The organism is Acidisoma silvae (assembly GCF_020618775.1).
Taxonomy (GTDB): Bacteria; Pseudomonadota; Alphaproteobacteria; order Acetobacterales; family Acetobacteraceae; genus Acidisoma; species Acidisoma silvae.
Genome location: NZ_JAESVB010000007.1, coordinates 25744 through 46256 on the forward strand (window position 1 = coordinate 25744; position 20513 = coordinate 46256).

The following is a 20513-nucleotide window of genomic DNA, read 5'->3' on the forward strand; positions in this document are numbered from 1 at the left end:
CTGCCTCCTGCCTTTTCGGTCTTTAGCTTTCTTCAGTCTCTCGCAGCTACGGGCGGAAAGCGCGCCATGGCTTCGAGGTCGTCCAGCTTCATATGGTTGCGCATATACATCTGGCTAGCGTCGCGCACAGGCTGAAAATCCCAAGAGGTCTGCTGTCCTTTTTGCAGGGCTCGGGACACCAGATGCCGCCGCTTCTGGCTGGCCAGAACCTGGGCGTGCAGGCTGGGCAGATCCCAGCGCGTTGCCGCTTCCGCCCGCATCGCGACAAGCCGCGCATCGTCCGGATCACGCGCCGCGATATTGTCCAGTTCCAGCGGGTCTTTGGAAAGATCGTAGAAGCGATCGGGATCGGTCGGGCAATGGATGTATTTCAGAACCCCGCGCCGGATCATGACCATGGGTGCCACCACGCCCTCCGCACAGTATTCGCCGATCACGTCGCCCGCATCATCCGCGCCCATGGCATAGGGCAGCAGGCTGCGCCCGTCATGATCGGTCGCGTAATCGGGCTCCTGCCCGCCGCCCGCGACAGCGGCCAGCGTCGGCAGGATATCGACGAGCGACACGGGAGCTGCCACGCGATGCGGCTGAAAGCGGCCCGGCGCATGCATGATGAGCGGGATGCGGGACGCGCCCTCATAGAAATTCATTTTGAACCACAGACCACGCTCGCCCAGCATTTCGCCGTGGTCGGCAATGACGATGGTGATCGTATTATCCGCGAATTCGCTGTCGCGTAGCGCACCCATGATGCTGCCGACATGGTCGTCGAAATAGGAGCAGGCAGCGTAATAGGCGTGGCGTGCGTCGCGCACATTCTGCTCGGTAATGGTCTGCGCATCCTGCGCACAGACGTGGCGCAGACGATCGGCATGGGGATCATTACCGGCCGCCGCCGCATCCACCTTCGGCATGTCGATCTCGGCCTCCGCGTAGCGGGACCAATAGGGATCGGCCATGGTGAAAGGATCATGCGGATGCGTCATCGAGACGATCATGCAGAAAGGCCGATCGTCCTTGTCGCGCGCCATGTCATAAATCTTCTGGCGTGCGGCGAAGCCCACCTCGTCATCGAAATCCATCTGATTGGTGCGCACGCAACGCCCGGCCTGGGTGACGCTGTCCATGTTGTGGTACCAATCCAGACGCGTGTCGAAATGTGTCCAGTCCGGCGTCCAGCCGAAATCGGCCGGGTAGATATCGGTCGTCAGCCGCTCCTCGAACCCGTGCAGCTGGTCGGGTCCGCAGAAATGCATCTTGCCGGCGAGGATGGTGCGATAGCCGGCGGCGCGCAGGTAATGCGCGAAGGTCGGCGATTGGGAGGGGAATTCCACCGCATTGTCATAAGCGCCGGTTGAGGACGGCAGGCGCCCGCTCATGAGGATGGCGCGCGACGGCGCGCAGAGCGGGCTATTGCAATAGGCAGCGTCGAAGATCACGCCTTCGGCGGCCAGACGGTCCAGATGCGGTGTCTTGGCGACGGTATTGCCATAGGCCGGCAATGCGCCCGCCGTCATCTGGTCCGCCATCAGGATAAGAATATTCGGCCGCTGGGTCACGCTCAGTCCCTTCTGCATCGCCATGACTAATCGCGCTTTACGGCAAAAGCGTGAAGCCGCTGCGGCCTTATGGTGCTATCAGACTGACTTATGGCAAACCCACGCGCCCTTCCGCCCCTGCCCGCCCTGCTCGCCTTCGAGGCGGCCGCGACGGCCGGGAATTTCAGCCTCGCCGCCCGGCAGATCGGCCAGAGCCAGGCCGCCGTCAGCCAGCATGTGGCGGCGCTGGAGCGCTTCATCGGCCAGCCGCTGTTCCGCCGCCTGCATCGCGGCGTGGCACTGACCGAGGCCGGGGTCAGGCTGCAAGCGGCCCTGGCCCGTGGCTTCGATCTGATCGAGAGCACGCTTGACGATTTGCGCAGCGCCGGCCGCGTGCCGACGCTGACCATCGCGACCGATTTCGGTTTCGCGACCTTCTGGCTGATGCCAAGGCTGGAAAGCCTGAATGCCGCGCTGCCGGGGGTGGAGGTGCGGCTGATCACCGGCCATCAGACGCCGCGCGCCGCACTGGCGGATAGCGACGTCACCATTGCCTTCGGCCCGGCGGATGTCGGCGGCGAATTGCTGTTTCATGAAACCGTGGTGCCGGTGTGCAGCCCAGCCTTTCTGGCGCGGCATCAGCGCGCGGGCGGCGGCCTCGATTGGGCAAGGCTGCCGTTGCTGGAGCTCGACGCGCCGGAGCCCGGCCGCTGGATGGGCTGGTCGGAATGGTTCACGGCCACCGGCCAGGCACCGCGCCCGGCGCGGGCGCCGATGCTGCACCTGAATACCTATCCGCTGGTGGTGGAAGCCGCGATGCTGGGCCAGGGCGCCGCCCTCGGCTGGCAGCCGCTGCTGGCCCGGCATTTGGCCGCCGGCAGTCTGGTGCCGATGACGGAGGCCGCGCTGACGACGACGCGCGCCTATCGGCTGCTCACGGCCCGCCTGCCAGCAGAAAAGCCGGCTGTCGCCGGCTTCCGCCGCTGGCTGCTGCCTGTCTGATCATGCCGCCTTGCGCAGGGACGCGACCAGCGCCGCTGCCTTCTGGCCGACGATTTCGGCGGTATCGCCCACCTTGTAGATGGCCGACGCGATGCCGAAACCGGCGGCACCGGCCGCCGTCCATTCGGGAATGGTCTCGGCCGTCATGCCGCCCACCGGCACCACCATCGTGCCGGGCGGCAGAACGGCGCGGATGCCTTTCAGCGCGGCCGGATTGAAGGCCTCGGCCGGGAAAATCTTGAGGCAATCGGCCCCGGCCTTGAGCAGGCTGAAAGCCTCGGCCGGGGTGAAGAAGCCCGGCGCCGCCAGCATGCCCAGGCCCTTGGCCGTGCGCACGATTTCCGGATCGGCATGGGGCGTCACGATCAGCTTGCCGCCGACACCCGCGATCTCGCGCACCTGATCCGGCGTCATCACCGTACCGGCACCGACCAGCATGCGGTCGCCGAAATTGTCGGCAATCAGCTTGATGCTTTCCAGCGGCTGCGGGGAATTCAGCGGCACTTCGACAATAGCGACCCCGGCGGCTTCCAGAGCCGCCACGATGGGGATGACCTCATCCGGGCGCACGCCGCGCAGAATGGAAATCAACGGGCATTTAGCGAACCATTGCTTCATAGCACTGTCTTCCTTGTCTCAGGCGGCCCAGGCCACGGCCTGCCCGATGCGATGCAGCCCGGCGGGCGCCGCCTCATAATCCAGCCCTCGCGCCTGACCGCCGCAGAAGGCGATGGCGTCGGCATAGAGGCCGCAGAGTTTCGGGTCGCCGATCAGCACGACCGGCCCCGCATTCTGATGCGCGGCCAAGGCCGCGCGCACTTCATGGCCCAGCAGCAGGCCCGAGAGATAGGACGCGGCCGAGACCTCGGACAGGCGATCGAACAGGCCCAGCGTGCGCACCCCGAACAGATGGCGCAGCAGGCCGCCGGCATCACCGCTGCGGGCAAGGCCCTGACGCAAAGCCGCCGGATCGGCCGGTGCATCCACCTTCATCATCCGCCCCAGGATGGTATGGCCGCTCAGCGCCGCGAAACTTTCACCCGTCATATAGGTGGAGAAGCCAGTGATCCGCCCGCCTCCGATCTTCACCCATTTGGAATGGCTGCCCGGCATGCAGGCGACGCCGCTGTCGCCGAATTCGGCGAGCGCGCCGATGATCTGCGTCTCCTCGCCACGCATCACTTCCGGCACGCCGGCGTCCTCGGTGGTGACACCGGGAATGATGCGAACCTCGGCCCCGTCATAGGTCACGGGAATGGTGGCCGAGGCCAGATCGGCGGCACCGGCCGGGCAATGGGCGTACGGCGCTTCCACCCAGCCCTGGCGGCTGCCGATCATGCCCGACAGCAGCACCCGGCGTTCCCCGCCATTCACCCAGGGCTGGATCGTGCGGCGCAGCACATCCGCAAAACGCCCGTTCTCCACGAACATGATGCCGGAATGGGCCGAGGCCTTATCCAGCACCTGGCCGTTCGGGCCGATGCGATAGGCGCGAAAGCTGCTCGTGCCCCAGTCAACACCAATCATTGAGACAACGTCCTTAAGCGCGCGGTTCGGTTTCCGGGAACGGAAAGTCGAGTATCGAAACATGAGCGGCGACGATCCGCCAATGGCCGTCGAGCTTTACCCAGGTCTGCATCTGCCGGCCCGTTTTCCCGGTTGACCGGCGGCGGAACAGCGTGCTCGCGGTGCCGAAATCATCGCCGAAGGTGGTGATGACGGTGCGCGCCAGATCGCGGTCCAGGTCACCCGTGCCGCGCCCCTGGCGGAAGGCACGGATTTCCGCCGCGCCGTGCAGGTTCTCACCGCCACCATAGCGGATGGTCTCCGCACTATCCCAGAAGAGTTCGGTCAGCGTATCGACGTCATTGGTGACGAGTGCCACCTCATACCGCTCGAAGGCGGCAGTCAGTTCGGCCTGCGGCGCCGGTTTGTTGGTCTCCGTCATCGTCTATTCCTAGCCTTAAACATCGTTTTACCCCGGCCTAATATGACGTCATCCGCGCACTTGTTGCGCGGATCTACCCGTCGCGGCGCCCTGACGGGTAGATGCCCGGCATGAAGCCAGGCGGGGCCGCCCGCGGCATGACCAGGCGGGCTAGTCCTGAAAAGCCGGGGCGATGGGGGCGCGGCACAGGCCCTGCGCTTCCAAGGCCGCCGCCGTCCGCACCAGCAGGTCTTCCCGCCAGGGGGCCGCGATCAGCTGCACGCCGATGGGCAGTTTGCCTTCCGCATTCTGCAAGGGCACGGCCAGAACCGGCAGGCCGATACAGGTGATGGGCTGGGTGAACAGGCCGAAGGCCGGGCGCAGCGGCATGGTCTGCCCGCCCAGTTCCAGCATTTCCTGCCCGATCGGCTGGGCCGGCACGGCGGTCGCCGGCGCGATCAGCACGTCATAATCCCGGAACAGCTCGGCCATGGCGGCGCGCCACAGAGCGCGCACCTTCAGCGCATGCTGATACCATTCGGCCGGGATGAGCGCGCCCGCCAGCAGGCGATCCCGCGAAAGGGGTTCCATATCCGCCCGCCGCTGACGCAAATGCGCGCGGTGCTGGCCCGCGCCCTCCACGCCGGTGATGACGAAAGCGGCCGAGCGGCCGGCGGCGGTAATCTCGGGCGAAGCGACAGTCGCGGCCTTCAGCGCCGCGCTGACCCGCCCCACCGCAGAGCGCGCGGCGTCACTCAACGGCTGGTCGAAATACCCGCCCAGACGGCCGAAGCGGAGCCCATCGATGCCATGGTCCAGCGCTGCCGTGACAGGCTCCGCCGCACGCGACACCTGCCCGGCATCCTGCGCGTCCCGCCCCTGCATGACGTCATAGGCGATGGCGAGGTCAGCCACCGTGCGCGCGAAGGGGCCGATATGATCCAGGCTCGGCACGAAGGCGATGGAGCCGGCGCGGCTGAGGCGGCCGTAAGTGGGTTTGAGGCCGAAAATGCCGTTCAGGCTGGCCGGCACGCGGATGGACCCATTGGTATCCGTGCCGAGCGTGATCGGCACGATGCCGGCGGCGACAGCGGCACCGGAGCCGCCGGAAGACCCGCCCGCGCTCCGCGCCAGATCATGCGGATTGCGGGATGGGCCGTAATGGGTGTTTTCGGTCGTGAAGCCGTAGGCGTATTCGTCCATATTCAGCGCGCCGATGCAGACCCCGCCGGCGGCCTTCAGCTGCGCGACGGCGAAGCAATCAGCCTCGGCCGGCGCATTGTCCGCCTCGATCTTCGATCCGGCGAGGGTCGTGATACCCTCGATGTCGAACAGGTTTTTGACCGCATAGGGCACGCCGGCCAGCGGGCCGATATCCTCGCCGCGTGCGATGGAAGCGTCCACGGCCGCCGCATCGGCCAAGGCGCGCGCCTCGGTAATTTTGGTAAAGGCATTGACCTTGGGGTCCAACGCCTGGGCGCGAGCAAGGGCCGCCTGCGCGACTTCGGTGGCAGAGATCGCGCCGCTTTTGATCTCGCGTGCGATATCGACGGCGGATTGGGTGATGAGGCTCATGCGCGGCACCTCAGGGCTGGAAGACAAGCGCGGGTTCGACCGCCGCATCCACCGGCCAGGCCAGCACGGGCTCAGCGAAGCGGGTGACGAGCGTGAAGGCTGCCGTCACACGGGCAAGCTCGGCCTCGTCCAGGCCCAATCCCTGCAAGGCCGCGGCGGCGCGCACATAGGCCGCGATATCGGTGGCGTCTTCCATGCCCGGATCTCCTGAACAGCGTCAGGACCAGAGCTTGCCCGAGCCGGCCCAGCGCCGCCAGTCATCCGATCAATGAAAATGCGCTAGAACGAAAAGAGCCGCGTTTCGCCGAAGCCGAGCGTGACGAAGGCATCATCCGCCAGACCCGCCGCTGCCCGCGCCGCCGCCATGTCCCTGGGCGGCGCGTCGATCGGCTCATCCGTCAGCTTGAAGGTGCCGAAATGCATGCCTATCGACTGGCGCGCGCCCATGGCAACATGGGCGGCCACGGCCTCGGCCGGATTGACATGGACCTGGGCCATGATGTGGCGCGGGTCATAGGCGCCGATGGGCAGCAGAGCGAGGTCCGGCGCACCCAGGCGCCGGCCGATTTCGGCCCAATGCGTGCCATGGCCGGAATCCCCGGCGAACAGGATCTGATGCCGGCCGGCCTTCAGCATGAAGCCGCCCCATAGGCTATGCCCGCGATCCCAGAGCGTGCGGGCCGAGAAATGCCGGGCCGGCGTGACCGTCACGCTGGTGCCGTCGGTCAGCCGCGTCTCCCCCCACCAGTCGAGTTCCGTCACCTGCCGCAAACCGGCCTTCGCCAGATGCCGGGCATTGCCGAGCGGCGTGATGACCGCCGGGTTATCGCGCCGGCGAATCTCGCGCAGGCTGGGCAAATCCATATGGTCGTAGTGGTTATGCGACAGCAGCAGCAGATCGACCCGGGGCAGGTCGCGGAACAGACGGCCCGGCGGTCGCGCGCGCTTCGGCCCCGCCCAGGATACCGGGGAGCAGCGGTCGCTGAAGACCGGGTCTGTCAGAATGGTCAGGTTCGGCAGGCGGATCAGGAAGCTGCTATGGCCGATGAAGGTGACGGAGACCGCGCCCGGCGGCGGCAGGCGATTGGGGTCGCCGCTCGGCGCCGGGTCCGGCGGCAGCACCGGCCAGGGCTGCCGATCCTCCCGAAAGCGCCAGCGCAGGATGCTGATCAGCCCGCCGCGCTTCCGCGGCTTGCCGTTGGCTTCAAAGGCGGGGGGCAAGACGACCGGCGGAATATGCTCCGCCGCCGAGGAGGGCGGATTGAAGAAAATCGTGCCGTCGAAATGATCGGAAACGGGATAGGCGGGCGGAGGCGTCAAGAGGCGGTATCTCTCTCAGGTCGAGGGTAGCCTCGCATTATGTAGGCGGTTAAGGCGCGGACGCCATAGGGGCTGATCTGACAGCGGCTTGTCTGTCCGATGTTTAACGTGACGGCAGACTGCCCTCGCAGCCCGCACGTCTCACGCGATCGTCATCGCCCGCACCGCCATCCATGACGATTTGGCAAAGACCGGACAAAACGACCGGGTTAAAGCAATAAGGCCGGCTTTTTGTCACCGAAAAGAAGGCGTTAGGTCTTCAGACGGGATGGGAGATCAAACCCGACGTGTCACTGCGTGACGATGACGTTCTGGCCCAATGCCACCGCCTGTCCCGGCTGGGGTTGCAGAATCAGGCGCAGGCCTCGGCGTCCTTATTGCTGGACGACGATACGGTCTCCCCCCAGATCCGCGCGGACGCGCTGACCCGGCTGGTCTGGATCAAATTCCACCAGGGCCAGCACGCCGCCGCCGAAGCGGTGGCGGCCGATGCCATAGATCTCTGCTGCGCCTTGCAAGACCCGGTCCGGGAATCCGTCGCGCGGGCCTATCACGCCAGGGTTCTGTGCGAGGGGCATGATCTGGTCAAAGCGGCCGACGAGGCAACCGCCGCCGTGCGCATTGCGCGATCTACCGGCGCGGCACTGCCGCAATCGATCGCCCTCACGATGCTGGCCATCATCTGCTCGCCGCTCGGCATCAATGATGCCGGCGTTGATCTGGCGCGGGAAGCCATCGCGCTCGCGGAACAGTCCGGCGACAGCGAAGCGCTCGCCCATGCGCTGATCAATGACGGTTCCATCCATGCGGATTATCTGTACCGGCTCGGGTCAGGCACCGATGACGAAAAGAAAGGCTTTCTGGAACACGCGATCAGACAGAGCGAACGCGCCTGTCGGCTGGCCGCAGCCCATGATGACGGCGAGATGTGCCGCCTCGCCGGCTTCAATCTCATCGAATTCCTGCTGATGGCCGGCAGACCGGACCAGGCGGAAGCGGTGATGCGGGAGACCGCGTTTCACCCGGAAAACGCCAGCGCGCGCGGCGCCGTTCATCTGATGCATGTCACCAACCTGCTACAGATCGCTCGTGGCGACCTGGCCGGCGGGATCGCGTCTCTGCAACGCGCGATCGAGGCCTATATCGCCTATCCGTTCATAGAACTGGCGGTATTCTCCTCCGACTATCTGGCAAGGGCGCTTGCCCAGTCTGGAGACTTCAAAAGCGCCTATCATGAGCAGCAGCGGTTTCAGGCCTTGTCGCAGCAACTGGGCGACAAGCGCAGCGGCGGCCATCTGCGCTCGGCGCTGATGCGCGATCAGGTCGATGAATTGCGCGCGGCCATCGCGGTCGAACGCGAACGCATCGCCTCGCTCACCAAAGTCCATGCCGATTTGCAGGCGGAAGCCGAGCAGCTTCTCAAGGCCAGCCTCGAAGACCCGCTGACCGGCATCGGTAATCGGCGGCGGATGAAGGCCGTGACGGCGGAGCTGAACAGCCGCCATACGCCCTATGCCATGTCGATCCTGGATCTGGATCATTTCAAAAGCATCAATGACCGGTTTTCGCATCTGGTGGGCGATGCCGTCATCAAGACCGTGGGGTCGATGATGCACGGCATCCTGTCCAACCATCTTACCATGAGCGGGTTTGCGATCCGTCTGGGCGGGGAGGAATTTTGCGCCATCCTGATGACCGAAAGCGAGGCGGACGCACAGGCCGTCTGCGAGGAATTCAGGACCAGCCTTGAAGCTTATGATTGGGGTGGTATCGCGGCCGGGCTGCGCGTGACGGCCAGCATCGGCCTTGCCATGGCATGCGAAGCGCCCGATGACCACGCCCGCCTGGCGCTGGCCGATGCCCGCCTGTATCGCGCCAAACGCGGCGGCAGAAACAGCGTCGTGGCGGATGGTTGATAAAGCATCTAAAAGCTGGCGTTAGATGGAATTCAGTTTTCTGCTCATGTCGTCTCCCGCTCGATGATGTCATACGGAATGACGTGCCGCTCGGCGGCAAGGCGCGTGCCGGTGCGCGAGGCCTCGATCGCGCGCCATAGCAGCGCGCCGGCTGTCATGCCGATGCCGGTGGAATCGACCGATACGGTCGTCAGGCGCGGATGGCTACAGCGCGCCACTTCAAAATCCCCGAAACCCGCCAGGGCGATCCGGCCCGGCACGGCCCAGCCGCGCCGCTGGCATTCCATCAGCGCGCCAAAGGCCACAAGATCGGAGACGCAGACCACCGCATCCACCTTCGGCCAATGCGCCATCAACTGCGCCATGGCGGCACTGCCATGGTCCATGCTGCTCGGCGCCTCGCCGAAGGCGACGATGCGGTCAGCCGGCAGGCCGAGTTCGGCCACCGCCGCCTTATAGCCCCGGCAGCGCGCCCGGCCGCGACTGTCGCGCGGACTGGCGCCGCCCAGAAAACCGATCTCGCGATAGCCAAGCGCATACAGACGCTGCACCAGCGCCCGCATGGCACCCGTATTCGAAAAACCGACGACATGCTCGATAGGATCGGTGGGCAAGTCCCAGGTTTCCACCACCGGCACGCCCGCGCCCTGCAACAGCCGGCGCAGCTTGGGCGAATGCTCCCCGCCCGTGACGATGATGCCTTCCGGGCGGCGGCGCAGCATGGCCTCGGCCAGACGCTCCTCCTTCTCCTGCACATAATCGGTCGCGCCCAGCAGCAATTGCAGGCCGCTCTGCTCCAGCGCGCGCTCCATCCCCCGCGCGGTATCGGAGAAATTGGAATTGTTGAGCGAGGGGATCAGCGCCGCGACGAAGCCGGAGCGTTTGGACGACAAGGTGCCGGCCGTCTGGTCCAGCACATAGCCCAGTTCATCGACGGCTTGCAGAATGCGCAGTCTGGTTCTGTCGGAAACCGCACCATCGGCTTTCAAAGCCCGCGACACGGTCATGGCGGAAACGCCGGCCCGTTTCGCGACATCCGTCATCTTCGGCGCGGAACGGGGGAAGCGGTGCGACACCGCCTCCCCCCCCGTCAATTCGTCCGCGCTATCAGGAGCCGGCGGGATGGGCATTGACGAAGATGGAATAAAGCGAGGTCTGCGCGGTGATGTACAGCCGGTTGCGCTTGGGGCCGCCGAAGGTGACATTGGCCACGATCTCGCCGATGGGAATGCGGCCGATCATGACGCCGTCCGGCGCATAGATGGCAACGGCTTCACCGGCCGAGGTCCAGATATTGCCGCTGCGGTCGACGCGGAAACCATCATACAGCCCCCCCTCCATCGTCGCGAAGACATCCTTGCGGCTGACCGAGCGGCCGTCGGTTGCCACCGTATAGGTGACGATCTTGGGCGTGCAGAGCGGGTCATGCGAAAACCCGGTATCGGCGATATAGAGCAAATCTTCCTTCGGTGAGAAGGCAAGGCCGTTGGGCTTCAGAAGATCGCTCACCACCATCGTCATCTCACCCGTCTCAGGGTCCAGACGATAGACATCCGAACTGCCGATTTCGGATTCCGCCGCGTCACCCTCATATTCGGTGTCGATGCCGTAGGTCGGGTCGGTGAACCAGATGCTGCCGTCGCTTTTGACAATGGCATCGTTCGGCGAATTGAGACGCTTGCCCTGGAAATTATCGACCAGGTTGGTCCAGGTGCCGTCATGCTCCAGACGGGAAACGCGGCGGCCGCTATGTTCGCAGGCAATCACGCGCCCCTGATGATCCAGCGTATGGCCGTTCTGATTGCCGCAGGGATATTCGAAAACGCTGACGGAACTGTCGGTCTCATCGAAACGCATCAGCCGGTTATTGGGAATATCGGACCAGAGCAGGCTTTTCGCGGCCGGCACATAGACCGGCCCTTCCGCCCAGCGCATGCCGGTATGCAGCTTCTCCAGCCGCGCGGGCCCGAAGATCAGCTTGTTGAAACGCGGGTCCAGAATCTCATAGGTCATGGAACGTCCTCATTTATTTTTGCCCCGGCCGCGTCATTCCCCGCGGCCGGGCCTGTCTGGATGGTGTTATTGCACGCCCCAGATCGCCTTGTAATGGTCCCGGTAACCGTTATCCGGGTCGAAATTATCCTGCGGTCCGCCGTCATAGGCAATATTGGCCTGGGTCACGACATGGAAGGGCGCGACATAGCCGGACCAGGGCTGGCCCGCGAAAGCGCGGTTCATCTCATCCACCAATTGCCAGCCTTGCAGGGTCAGCGGCTCGGCCACGGTGACAGACTGATACTGGCCGGCGCGGATACGCTCATAGGCCGAACGTGACCCGTCCCCCGCCGCGACGGATTTCGGATTGCCGGTGCCGTCCACCCCGGCATCTTCCAGGGACGGCCCCATGAAGTCGAAATAGATGTCGTTGATGGCGAGGCTATGCGTCCATTTCGCGCCGAACTTCTGGAGCAGCGACGTGGTCAGCTGCGGCATGCGCGTGGATGTGTCGGCAATCGGCGTATCCTCATAGGCCAGAACCTTGCCGCCCATGGCCTTGATGATCCGCTCCATCTCCTTCGCCTTGGCGACCGCGATCTGATATTGGCCGTCCGTGAAGACGACCACGGCAGGCTTGCCGTTCGCGTCGATATAGGCCCAGTCGGCGGCGGCCTCGGCCACCAGCATGGCATCCGTCGAGACATTCACGCGCACATCGGTGCCGGCAATCGGCCCGACCTTCGGGCTCGCATGCCAGGCGACGATCGGAATATTGGCCGCCTGCGCCGCCTGCAGACCGGGCCGCTGCTCGATCGGGTCAAACCCTTCCAGCACGATGCCATCCGGCTTCAGCGCCAGCGCCTGGCTGAAGGCCGAGGTGCGGCCCGAGACGGTGCCGGCGCCGTCAATGACACGAACATTCCAGTCGAGCAGCTTGGCCGCTTCCTGAAAGCCTTTTGTGGCCCCCAGGATGCCGCCATTCTTCATGTCGCCCGCCACCACCACGACGGACTTGCCCTTGACGGCCTTGGGTCCGGTGGTGGGACCGTCCCAGGTCGTGACATGGCTCGCATATTTGGCGAGGAAGGCCTTGGCGTCCGCCATGGTATCGGCGCGGGCCACACTGGTGGCCGCCGTCGCCAGCCCCAGGACGATCGCGGCACTCGCCATCATTGTCCGATGCAAGGTCATCAAGGCACTCCCTTTTGCTTTTATTGTTTTTGTCGTTACCGAGTCAGGATTGGGCGGATTTCGGCCGCAGCTTGGCCGCCCCGCGCCGCCTTTGCGCATAGCCCGCGATGCCGATCGCGATCAGCAGTGTGACACCGTTGAACATCGGCTCCACCCAGAAAGAGCCGCCGAATTGCTGGATGCCGGCAATGCCGATGGCCAGGATGGCGACACCGACGATGGTGCCCCAGACATTGACGCGGCCGGGCTTGATGGTGGTGGAGCCCAGAAAGGCGCCGACCAGCGCGGGCAGAAGATATTCCAGCCCGACGCTGGCCTGACCGATGCGGAGTTTCGACGCCAACAGCACGCCGGCGACACCGGTCAGCAGGCCGGAAGCGACGAAAGCGCCGATCGTATAGCGCTGCACGGGAATGCCGTTCAGCGCAGCCGATTTCGGATTGGCGCCGATGGCATAAAGATAGCGGCCGATCGGCAGATGTTCGAGAATGAACCAGAGCAGGAAAGCCAAACCCAGAACGTAGAAACCGGTAATCGGCAGATGCGCGATGCGGGTGGCGTTGAGCGCCAGAAAGCCGCGCGGCAGCACGCCCACCACCTGCTCCCCGCCCGTATGCCACAGCGCCAGGGCATAGAGGACGGTGCCGGTGCCGAGCGTCGCGATGAAACTGTCGATGCGCGCGACTTCAACCAGCAGGCCGTTCAGCAATCCGACGAAGGCCGAGAGGGCAATGACGACCAGCACCGCGACCGGCCAGCTGACGCCGTAATTCACCTGCAGACTGATCGCCAGAATATGCCACAGCACGATGCCGTAGCCGACCGTCAGGTCGATCTTGCCGGAAACCATGGGGATCATCGCGGCCAGAGACAGCAGCGCGATGATGGCCTTGTCGGCGATGATCGAACGCAGATTGAGCATGGTCGGAAAGGTGTCGGGCAGCAGGATCGAGAACAGCAGAATCAGCGCCAGCATGAGCAGCGGCAGGCCATAGACCGGCAGCAGCCGCGTTGCTTTTTCGCGCAAGCTTGCCCCCGCCAGTTCCCTGGCCGTCGGCTCCAGCGCATCGGAGCGCACGGAATTGATCGCCATGTGTCGTTTCCTTATGCGGCTTCGGATGCGGAGGCAGCCGCGATCAAAGCCTCCGTCGTCAGCGCGTTGTCCTTGAGTTCGGCGATGATCTGTCCACGATTGAAGACCAGCGCGCGGTGGCAGATATGGGCGATCTCCTCGAAATCGGTGGAGACGACGAGAACGGCGAGCCCGGCATCCAGCGCGCGGGCGATCAGCCGGTAGATTTCTGCCTTGGCGCCAACATCGACGCCGGCCGTGGGGTCTTCCGCGATGAGCAGCTTCCGGCCCGTCGCCAGCCAGCGCCCAACCACGACCTTCTGCTGATTGCCGCCCGACAGCCCTTCGATGGCGAGATCGGGATCGTTCGGCGACAGACCGACCGAGGCGCCCAGCTTGCGCGCGGCCTCGGCCTCGGCGCGCGGCGACAGCGGCTGAAACAGCCCCCTGCCCGCCGCGCCGGGATTGAGAAAGGCATTTTCCCGAATGGAGAGGCTGGGCGCGATCGATTCCTCGGCGCGGTCCCGCGCCATCAGGCCGATGCCGGCCTGCAAGGCCGCGCGGGTGGAGGACAGGTCAGGCGCCGCACCGTCCAGCAGAATGTCCCCGCGATGCGGCAGGGTGCCGAACAGCGCACGACCCACTTCCTCCTGCCCCGCGCCACGCAGGCCGACGAGGCCCAGCAATTCGCCCTCGCGCAGATCGAAATCGACCGGCCCGGCATGGGGCGTGGTCAGCCGGCGGACCGCCAGCCGCGTCGGCCCTTCGCGCAACGGCGCCTTCTGGAACAGGCTGAGATTGCTGCGTCCGACGATCCAGGAAATCAGCTCATCCGGATTTGTCTCCACAACCGGCTTCTGCCCGATCAGCGCGCCGTCACGCATGACGACGACATGATCGGCAATGCGGAAAATCTCATCCAGCCGGTGCGAGACATAGATCATGCCGACGCCCCGCGCCTTCAGCGTGCGAATGGCCGTGAACAGCCGCTCCACCTCATTCGCCGGCAGGCTGGCGGTCGGCTCGTCCAGCACCAGGAAGTCGCAATCGACCACCAGCGCGCGGGCGATGGCGACGAGCGACTTTTCCGTGCGGCTGAGGCTATGGACACGGCTGCCGGGGTCGATATCGCAACCGATGCGGGCGAGCGCTTCCGCCGCGCGCGTCTCCGTGCGCTTCCAGTCTATAGCTCCAAATAGAGACGGCTTGGCGGCAAAGCCTTCCGCCAGGCTCATGTTTTCCGCGACCGTCATCCATTCGATGAGGCCAAGATCCTGATGAATGAAGGCGACGCGATGACCAGCGCCGCCCGCGCTTTGCACGCGATGACGGTAAGGCACGCCATCGATGGAGACGGTGCCTTCATCCGCGCGGACGATGCCGCCCAGGATCTTGATCAAAGTCGATTTTCCGGCACCGTTTTCGCCCAGCAGCGCCACGACATCGCCGCGCGGCACATCGAAGCTGACGCCTTTCAAGGCATGCGTGCCGCCAAAGGTTTTGACGACACCGTCAAACCGCAGCTTGCCCTCTCCACCCATCACGGCCTCCTTCGGGGGCTTTTGCCCCTCGTTCTGCGCAAGGCTCTTTTTAGCGGCCGGCATCTCGTCTTTGTGAAGGTGATGCCGGCTTCAGCGTTTATTCAGACAGTCTTATCCTCACCCGTCGGGAATGACGCTGCTTCAATGAAAACGCGACAGATCCTAAAGGCTGGCGGTAATACCGCCATCGACATACAGAATATGGCCGTTGACGAAGCTTGACGCGGCGGAGGCGAGAAAGACGGCCGCGCCACCCAGTTCAGCGACCTCGCCCCAGCGGCCTGCCGGCGTGCGGGTCGCCAGCCAGCCGGAAAAGGCCGGGTCATCGACCAGCGCCTGATTCAACTCCGTGCGGAAATAGCCGGGCCCCAGACCGTTGACCTGCAAACCGAACTTGCCCCAGTCGGTCGCCATGCCCTTGGTCAGCATCTTCACCGCGCCCTTGGTCGCGGTATAGGGCGCGATGCCGGGACGGGCGAGTTCGCTTTGCACCGAACAGACATTGATGATCTTGCCGCGCCCGCGCGGAATCATGTGCTTCGCCACCGCCTGGCCCACGAAAAAGACGCTGTCGAGATTGACGGTCGTGATCTTGACCCAGGCTTCCAGCGGAAATTCGTGCAGCGGCGTGCGATGCTGCATACCGGCATTATTGAACAGGATGTCGATCGGGCCAATCTCGGCCTCGATATCAGCGACGGCTGCTGTCACCGCCGCCGGATCGGTCACATCAAAGCCCTTGATCGCGACCTGGAAGCCGCGCCGCTCCGCCAGATCGGCCTTGGCACGGATCAACGCATCATAATCGCGGCCATTGAGCACGACATGAGCCCCCGCTTCGGCCAGCGCTTCCGCAATGGCGAAGCCGATCCCCTTGCTGGAACCGGTGACGAGCGCGATGCGCCCCGTGAGGTCGAACAGATTCAAACTATTCCCCAATCCAGTCTTCACGGCCCATCTTGCGCGGCGCTTGGGGCCGGCATGTTAGCGATAACCATTTTACTGTCAAGCAAAGCATGGCGTCCAGAGAAGCGCCAAAAAACCGGCGATTTCCGCCCGTCTCACGCGTTAGTCAGCGGCGCGACAGGATCGGCACCTTCTCACACCGGCGAAAATGGGCGACTGTTACAGTCTCAGGCTTTCGAGCCGGCCCCTGATTCTGGACAGCATCGTGCGACGAGTCTTCCGCCCAAAAGCCTTCCCCGCGTGACATCCCTTGTCCGCACCCGTCTCAGGGACGCGACCGCGCCGGCCCATGCCGAAGTCGATCGGATCTTCTCACATTTCGACCTTACCACCGCCGCAGGCTATGGCGCCTTCCTCTCCGCCCATGCGGGGGCCTTGCTGCCCGTCGAAGCCTGGCTGGACAGCCGCGCGCCCCAGGTGATCGCGGATTGGCCGTCCCGCCGCCGCGCGGCGGCGCTTGCCGTCGATCTGGCGGCCATGGGGCAAACCGCTGCCCCGACTGAGGCTTTCCACAGTCCGGACAGCCCCGCCGCCGTCATCGGCGTGCTGTATGTGGTGGAAGGGTCACGCCTGGGCGGCAAGATACTCGCCCGCCGCTTGGCGCCGGGCCTGCCGGCCAGCTATCTCAATCCGCCCGGCGGCGGACCAAGCTGGCCCGCCCTGCTCCAGCGCCTGGAAGCCATCCTGCTGGACGAGACTGCGGAGGCCATCGCCACCGCCGCCGCCGTACAGACCTTCGACCGCTTCGCCCGTGCAGGCTCACTTGCCGCTGTCGGATGCCCCGCATGAGCGACATCCAGGTCGATCTCACCAATTGCGACCGCGAGCCGATCCATCTTCTCAGCGCCATTCAGCCCATCGGCTTTCTGCTGTGCATGACAGCGGATTGGTTGGTTGCGCGTGCATCGGCCAATGTCATCGATCATCTGGGCCAGGCGGTTGATGACATCATCGGCCTGCCCGCGACCGAAATTTTCGCCGTCGAAGCGCTGCATGACCTGCGCAACCGCCTGACCGGCATTCAAGGGCCGGACGCGGTCGAGCGCGTGCTGGGCATTGCCTGCATCGCGGCCAGGCCACGGGATCTCTACGATTGCGCGCTGCATTTCTCCGGCGAGCATATCGTCATCGAGCTGGAGCCCAACCGCCGGGAAGATTACGTTGACTCGGCAAGCGTCATCCGCTCGATGATGGCGCGGCTGGACCAGCCGAGCGATCTTGCCGGCTATTTCAAGACCGGCGCCCGGCAGCTGCGGGCGCTGACGGGGTTCGACCGCGTCATGGTCTATCGCTTTGACCGCGACGGATCGGGCGAAGTGGTCGGCGAAGCCGCGCGGCATGATATCGGCAGCTTCCTCGGCCTGCATTATCCGGCTTCCGATATTCCGCAGCAGGCGCGCGCGCTATACCTGCGCACGCCCTTCCGCATCATTACCGATCTCGCGGCGGAACCCGTGCCGATCCTGCCGGCGCGGGACGCGATCGGCGCGCCGCTGGACCTGTCATTGTCCGTCATGCGCTCGGTCTCGCCCATTCATATCGAATATCTGAAGAATATGGGCGTCGGCGCGTCGATGTCCGTCTCCATCATCATCGAAGGCAAGCTGTGGGGGCTGTTCGCCTGCCATCATTACTCACCGCTTTGCCCCTCCTTCCAGAAACGCACCATCGCTGAGCTGTTTGGGCAGATGTTCGCGCTGAAACTGGAAAGCCGCGACCGGCAGGAAGCCGCCGCCTATGAAAACAATGCCCGCCGCGCGACAGACCGGCTGATGGCCTCCGTCGCCAATGACGTCACCCTGCTCGACAATCCGGAATGGGTGGGAGAGACGCTGCGCGCCATCATCCCCTGCGACGGTATCGGCATCTGGATCGGCGCCAAGGCCGCCTGTGGCGGCTCCGCCCCACCTTTGGACGCGCTGCCCGTCATTGCCCGCCGCTTCAACGCGCTGGCGGCAGGCCGTGTCTTCTCGACCGATCATCTGGCCGAGATCGTGCCGGGGGCGGACGCCTATGCCGCCCAGGCGGCCGGCGTTCTGTCCATCCCCATCTCCCGCTCGCCGCGCGACTATGTGCTGCTGTTCCGGGAGGAGCGCGTCCGGCAGGCGCGCTGGGCGGGTGACCCGCACAAGCCCGCCAGCTATGGCCCGAACGGCGCCCGCCTGACGCCGCGCGAAAGCTTCGCGGAATGGCGCCAGGAAGTCCGCAATCGCAGCGAGCCGTTCAGCGCCGCCGAACAGCGCGTGGCCGAGACATTGCGCGTCTCGATGATCGAAGTCGTGCTGCGCCTGTCGGACGCGGCAGAGACCGAGCGGCAGACGGCGGCCGAACGGCAGGAATTGCTGATCGCGGAACTGAACCACCGCGTGCGCAATATTCTGGCGCTGATCCGTGGGCTGGTGCGGCAGTCACGCGATTCCAAGGCGCGGGCGGTGGACTATATCGCCCTGCTGGAAGGCCGCATCGAAGCGCTGGCCCGCGCGCATGACCAGATCACGCAGGATAACTGGGCGCCGGCGCTGCTGCGCGCGCTGATCGAAACCGAGGCCGCCGCCTATCTGGGCGGCCGCCGCGAGCGCGTGGAAATCGAGGGGGAGGCCGTGCTGCTGGACCCGGCCGCCTTCTCCACCATGGCGCTCGTCATTCATGAACTGGTGACGAATTCCGCCAAATATGGCGGCCTGTCGGATAGTGGCGGCGTGCGCGTGACCTGGGCGCGCGATGATGCGGGCGACCTCATCATCGACTGGCGGGAATTCGGCGGCCCCATCGTGACGCCGCCTTTGCGCCAGGGTTTCGGCACCACCATCATCCAGCGCTCGGTCCCCTATGACCTGAAGGGCAAGGCCGAGGTCTGGTACAAGCCGGCGGGGTTCGAGGCGCAATTCAGCATCCCGGCCCGCTATGTCAGCCAGCCTGCTGCAAACCTCAGCCAGACCGGAACGGCACCGAGAGCGGCCGCGGTCACCGACAGTACCGCACCGCTCATCGGCAAGGTTCTGCTGGTGGAAGACAGTCTCATCATCGCCATGGATGCCGAAGATATCCTGATGGAGCTTGGTGCCGTCGAAGTGCGCACGGTCTCGACCGTGGCGCAGGCGCTGGAATCCCTGGCGCAGGAAAAGCCCAGCGTCGCCGTGCTCGACGTCAATCTCGGCGAGGAAAACAGCTTTCCCATCGCCGATGCGCTGAAGGCCGCCGGCGTGCGCTATGTCTTCGCCACCGGCTATGGCGACCAGCTGCGCCTGCCCGACGCCCATGCCGGCACGCCGACGGTGAAAAAGCCCTATACCGCCGCCAGCCTCAGCCGCGTGCTGGAAGGCGGCTGACGGTCTCCCGCCCGCCGCCTTGCGTCACCTACATGCGCGGCGCCTTGCCTGTCAGATGCGGTCCGATCAGGCTGAGATCGGCCGCACCCAGGCGGTCGGCCGCCGTATTGGCCTGATGCCAATAGGGATATTGCAGCGGCTGCTGGCTGACGGCGTCCAACTGCGCCCGCTCATCCTCTGTCAGTTTCAGATCCGCCGCGCCGAGATTGGTTTTGAGCTGCGCTTCCGTCCGCGCGCCGATGACGACCGTCGTCACCGCCGGGCGGCCCAGCAGCCAGGCAAGCGCCACTTCCGCCGCTGAGACGCCGCGCGACGCGGCGATGGCGACCAGAACTTCGATCGTATCGTACAGCTTGGCTTCGTCATGGACCGGCGGCTCGCCCCAATCCTGAAAATGCCGGCTGCCTTCCGGGGCGCCCTTGCCACGGCGATACTTGCCCGACAGCAGGCCACCGGCCAGCGGGCTCCAGACCATGACGCCCAGACCCTGATCCAGGCTGATCGGCAGCAGCTCATTCTCCACATCGCGCGACTGCAACGAGTAATAGATCTGCTGGCTGACCAGCGGCACGAACCCCTCGCGCCGCGCGATTTCCATCGCCTTCATCAGATGCCAGCCTGAGAAATTGGACGCGCCGACATAACGGACCTTGCCGGATTTCACGAGCGTATCCAGCGCCTCCATCGTCTCTTCCAGCGGCGTCAGCCCATCCCATTCATGGAGCTGATAGAGGTCGATATGATCGGTGCGCAGCCGCCGCAGGCTGGCCTCGCATTCGGCGATCAGGTGATGGCGGGACAAGCCTTCGTCATTCGGTCCCTCGCCCATGGGAAAGCGGGCTTTGGTCGCGACCAGCAGGCGGTTGCGGCGGCCTTCCATCGCTTCGCCCAGAATCTCCTCCGAACGGCCCCGGGAATAGACATTGGCGGTATCGACGATATTGACCCCGGCATCGAGGCAGAGATCGAGCTGGCGCTGCGCGCCGCTGACATCGGTCGACCCGGTCTTGGCGAAGAAGGTTTCGCCGCCGAAGGTCATGGTGCCGAAGGTCAGCACGGAAATCTTGAGGCCGGACCGGCCGAGAACGCGGTATTCCAATAGACTCTCCTGCAACGTCTTGGTGCGTTATTGCGGTGA

Annotated in this window: 18 protein-coding genes; 4 read left to right on the forward strand and 14 right to left on the reverse strand. The window is 65.0% G+C overall.

Going from position 1 to position 20513, the window contains the following annotated elements:
* Window positions 1-32: 32 nt before the first annotated feature.
* Window positions 33-1583, reverse strand: coding sequence for a choline-sulfatase (gene betC / locus ASILVAE211_RS15585; protein ID WP_227322268.1), 1551 nt, complete (start codon window positions 1581-1583; stop codon window positions 33-35).
* A gap of 66 nt (window positions 1584-1649) precedes the next feature.
* Here betC and ASILVAE211_RS15590 point away from each other — a divergent pair, with 66 nt between their 5' ends.
* Complete coding sequence (locus ASILVAE211_RS15590) at window positions 1650-2540, forward strand: LysR substrate-binding domain-containing protein (RefSeq protein WP_227322269.1); 891 nt, start codon at window positions 1650-1652, stop codon at window positions 2538-2540.
* Here ASILVAE211_RS15590 and ASILVAE211_RS15595 read toward each other — a convergent pair whose 3' ends face one another.
* The 6 genes from ASILVAE211_RS15595 to ASILVAE211_RS15620 all read right to left on the reverse strand — a co-directional run bounded on the left by ASILVAE211_RS15595 (window position 2541) and on the right by ASILVAE211_RS15620 (window position 7362).
* Window positions 2541-3158: a 2-dehydro-3-deoxy-6-phosphogalactonate aldolase gene (locus ASILVAE211_RS15595; protein WP_227322270.1), complete on the reverse strand. Its 618-nt coding sequence runs from the start codon at window positions 3156-3158 to the stop codon at window positions 2541-2543.
* An 18-nt stretch (window positions 3159-3176) separates the two neighbouring features.
* Window positions 3177-4067 (reverse strand): 2-dehydro-3-deoxygalactonokinase, encoded by an 891-nt coding sequence (locus ASILVAE211_RS15600; protein WP_227322271.1) that lies wholly within the window; start codon window positions 4065-4067, stop codon window positions 3177-3179.
* Window positions 4068-4080: 13 nt separating this feature from the next.
* Complete coding sequence (gene hpxZ, locus ASILVAE211_RS15605; protein ID WP_227322272.1) at window positions 4081-4488, reverse strand: oxalurate catabolism protein HpxZ; 408 nt, start codon at window positions 4486-4488, stop codon at window positions 4081-4083.
* A gap of 150 nt (window positions 4489-4638) precedes the next feature.
* Window positions 4639-6042, reverse strand: coding sequence for an AtzE family amidohydrolase (locus tag ASILVAE211_RS15610; protein ID WP_227322273.1), 1404 nt, complete (start codon window positions 6040-6042; stop codon window positions 4639-4641).
* A 10-nt stretch (window positions 6043-6052) separates the two neighbouring features.
* On the reverse strand, window positions 6053-6238 hold the full coding sequence (locus ASILVAE211_RS15615; RefSeq protein WP_227322274.1) for an AtzG-like protein: 186 nt from the start codon (window positions 6236-6238) through the stop codon (window positions 6053-6055).
* A gap of 83 nt (window positions 6239-6321) precedes the next feature.
* On the reverse strand, window positions 6322-7362 hold the full coding sequence (locus ASILVAE211_RS15620) for an MBL fold metallo-hydrolase (protein WP_227322275.1): 1041 nt from the start codon (window positions 7360-7362) through the stop codon (window positions 6322-6324).
* 287 nt (window positions 7363-7649) lie between these two features.
* On the opposite strand from ASILVAE211_RS15620, the gene ASILVAE211_RS15625 reads away from it, so the two are divergent.
* Complete coding sequence (locus ASILVAE211_RS15625) at window positions 7650-9278, forward strand: GGDEF domain-containing protein (RefSeq protein WP_227322276.1); 1629 nt, start codon at window positions 7650-7652, stop codon at window positions 9276-9278.
* A gap of 44 nt (window positions 9279-9322) precedes the next feature.
* On the opposite strand, the gene ASILVAE211_RS15630 is transcribed toward ASILVAE211_RS15625, so the two are convergent.
* From ASILVAE211_RS15630 to ASILVAE211_RS15655, 6 genes are all read right to left on the reverse strand, one after another.
* A complete protein-coding gene (locus ASILVAE211_RS15630) occupies window positions 9323-10354 on the reverse strand; it encodes a LacI family DNA-binding transcriptional regulator (protein ID WP_227322277.1) in 1032 nt (343 codons plus the stop codon).
* A 31-nt stretch (window positions 10355-10385) separates the two neighbouring features.
* Complete coding sequence (locus ASILVAE211_RS15635; RefSeq protein ID WP_227322278.1) at window positions 10386-11291, reverse strand: SMP-30/gluconolactonase/LRE family protein; 906 nt, start codon at window positions 11289-11291, stop codon at window positions 10386-10388.
* A 66-nt stretch (window positions 11292-11357) separates the two neighbouring features.
* Window positions 11358-12467, reverse strand: coding sequence for a substrate-binding domain-containing protein (locus ASILVAE211_RS15640; RefSeq protein WP_227322279.1), 1110 nt, complete (start codon window positions 12465-12467; stop codon window positions 11358-11360).
* 43 nt (window positions 12468-12510) lie between these two features.
* Window positions 12511-13560, reverse strand: a complete 1050-nt coding sequence (locus ASILVAE211_RS15645) for an ABC transporter permease (RefSeq protein ID WP_227322280.1) — start codon at window positions 13558-13560, stop codon at window positions 12511-12513.
* A gap of 11 nt (window positions 13561-13571) precedes the next feature.
* Entirely contained in the window at window positions 13572-15080 is a 1509-nt protein-coding gene (locus ASILVAE211_RS15650) for a sugar ABC transporter ATP-binding protein (protein ID WP_227322281.1), read from the reverse strand.
* 162 nt (window positions 15081-15242) lie between these two features.
* Entirely contained in the window at window positions 15243-16031 is a 789-nt protein-coding gene (locus ASILVAE211_RS15655; protein ID WP_227322282.1) for an SDR family oxidoreductase, read from the reverse strand.
* A 255-nt stretch (window positions 16032-16286) separates the two neighbouring features.
* Here ASILVAE211_RS15655 and ASILVAE211_RS15660 point away from each other — a divergent pair, with 255 nt between their 5' ends.
* Window positions 16287-16835 carry a biliverdin-producing heme oxygenase gene (locus ASILVAE211_RS15660; RefSeq protein WP_227322283.1) on the forward strand — a complete coding sequence of 183 codons (549 nt, stop codon included), beginning with the start codon at window positions 16287-16289 and terminating at the stop codon, window positions 16833-16835.
* On the forward strand, window positions 16832-19375 hold the full coding sequence (locus tag ASILVAE211_RS15665; protein WP_227322284.1) for an HWE histidine kinase domain-containing protein: 2544 nt from the start codon (window positions 16832-16834) through the stop codon (window positions 19373-19375). The genes ASILVAE211_RS15660 and ASILVAE211_RS15665 overlap by 4 nt, the downstream gene beginning before the upstream one ends.
* A 28-nt stretch (window positions 19376-19403) precedes the next feature.
* Here the strand turns inward: ASILVAE211_RS15665 and ASILVAE211_RS15670 are convergent, their stop codons facing one another.
* A complete protein-coding gene (locus ASILVAE211_RS15670) occupies window positions 19404-20474 on the reverse strand; it encodes an aldo/keto reductase (protein WP_227322285.1) in 1071 nt (356 codons plus the stop codon).
* Window positions 20475-20513: the final 39 nt, after the last annotated feature.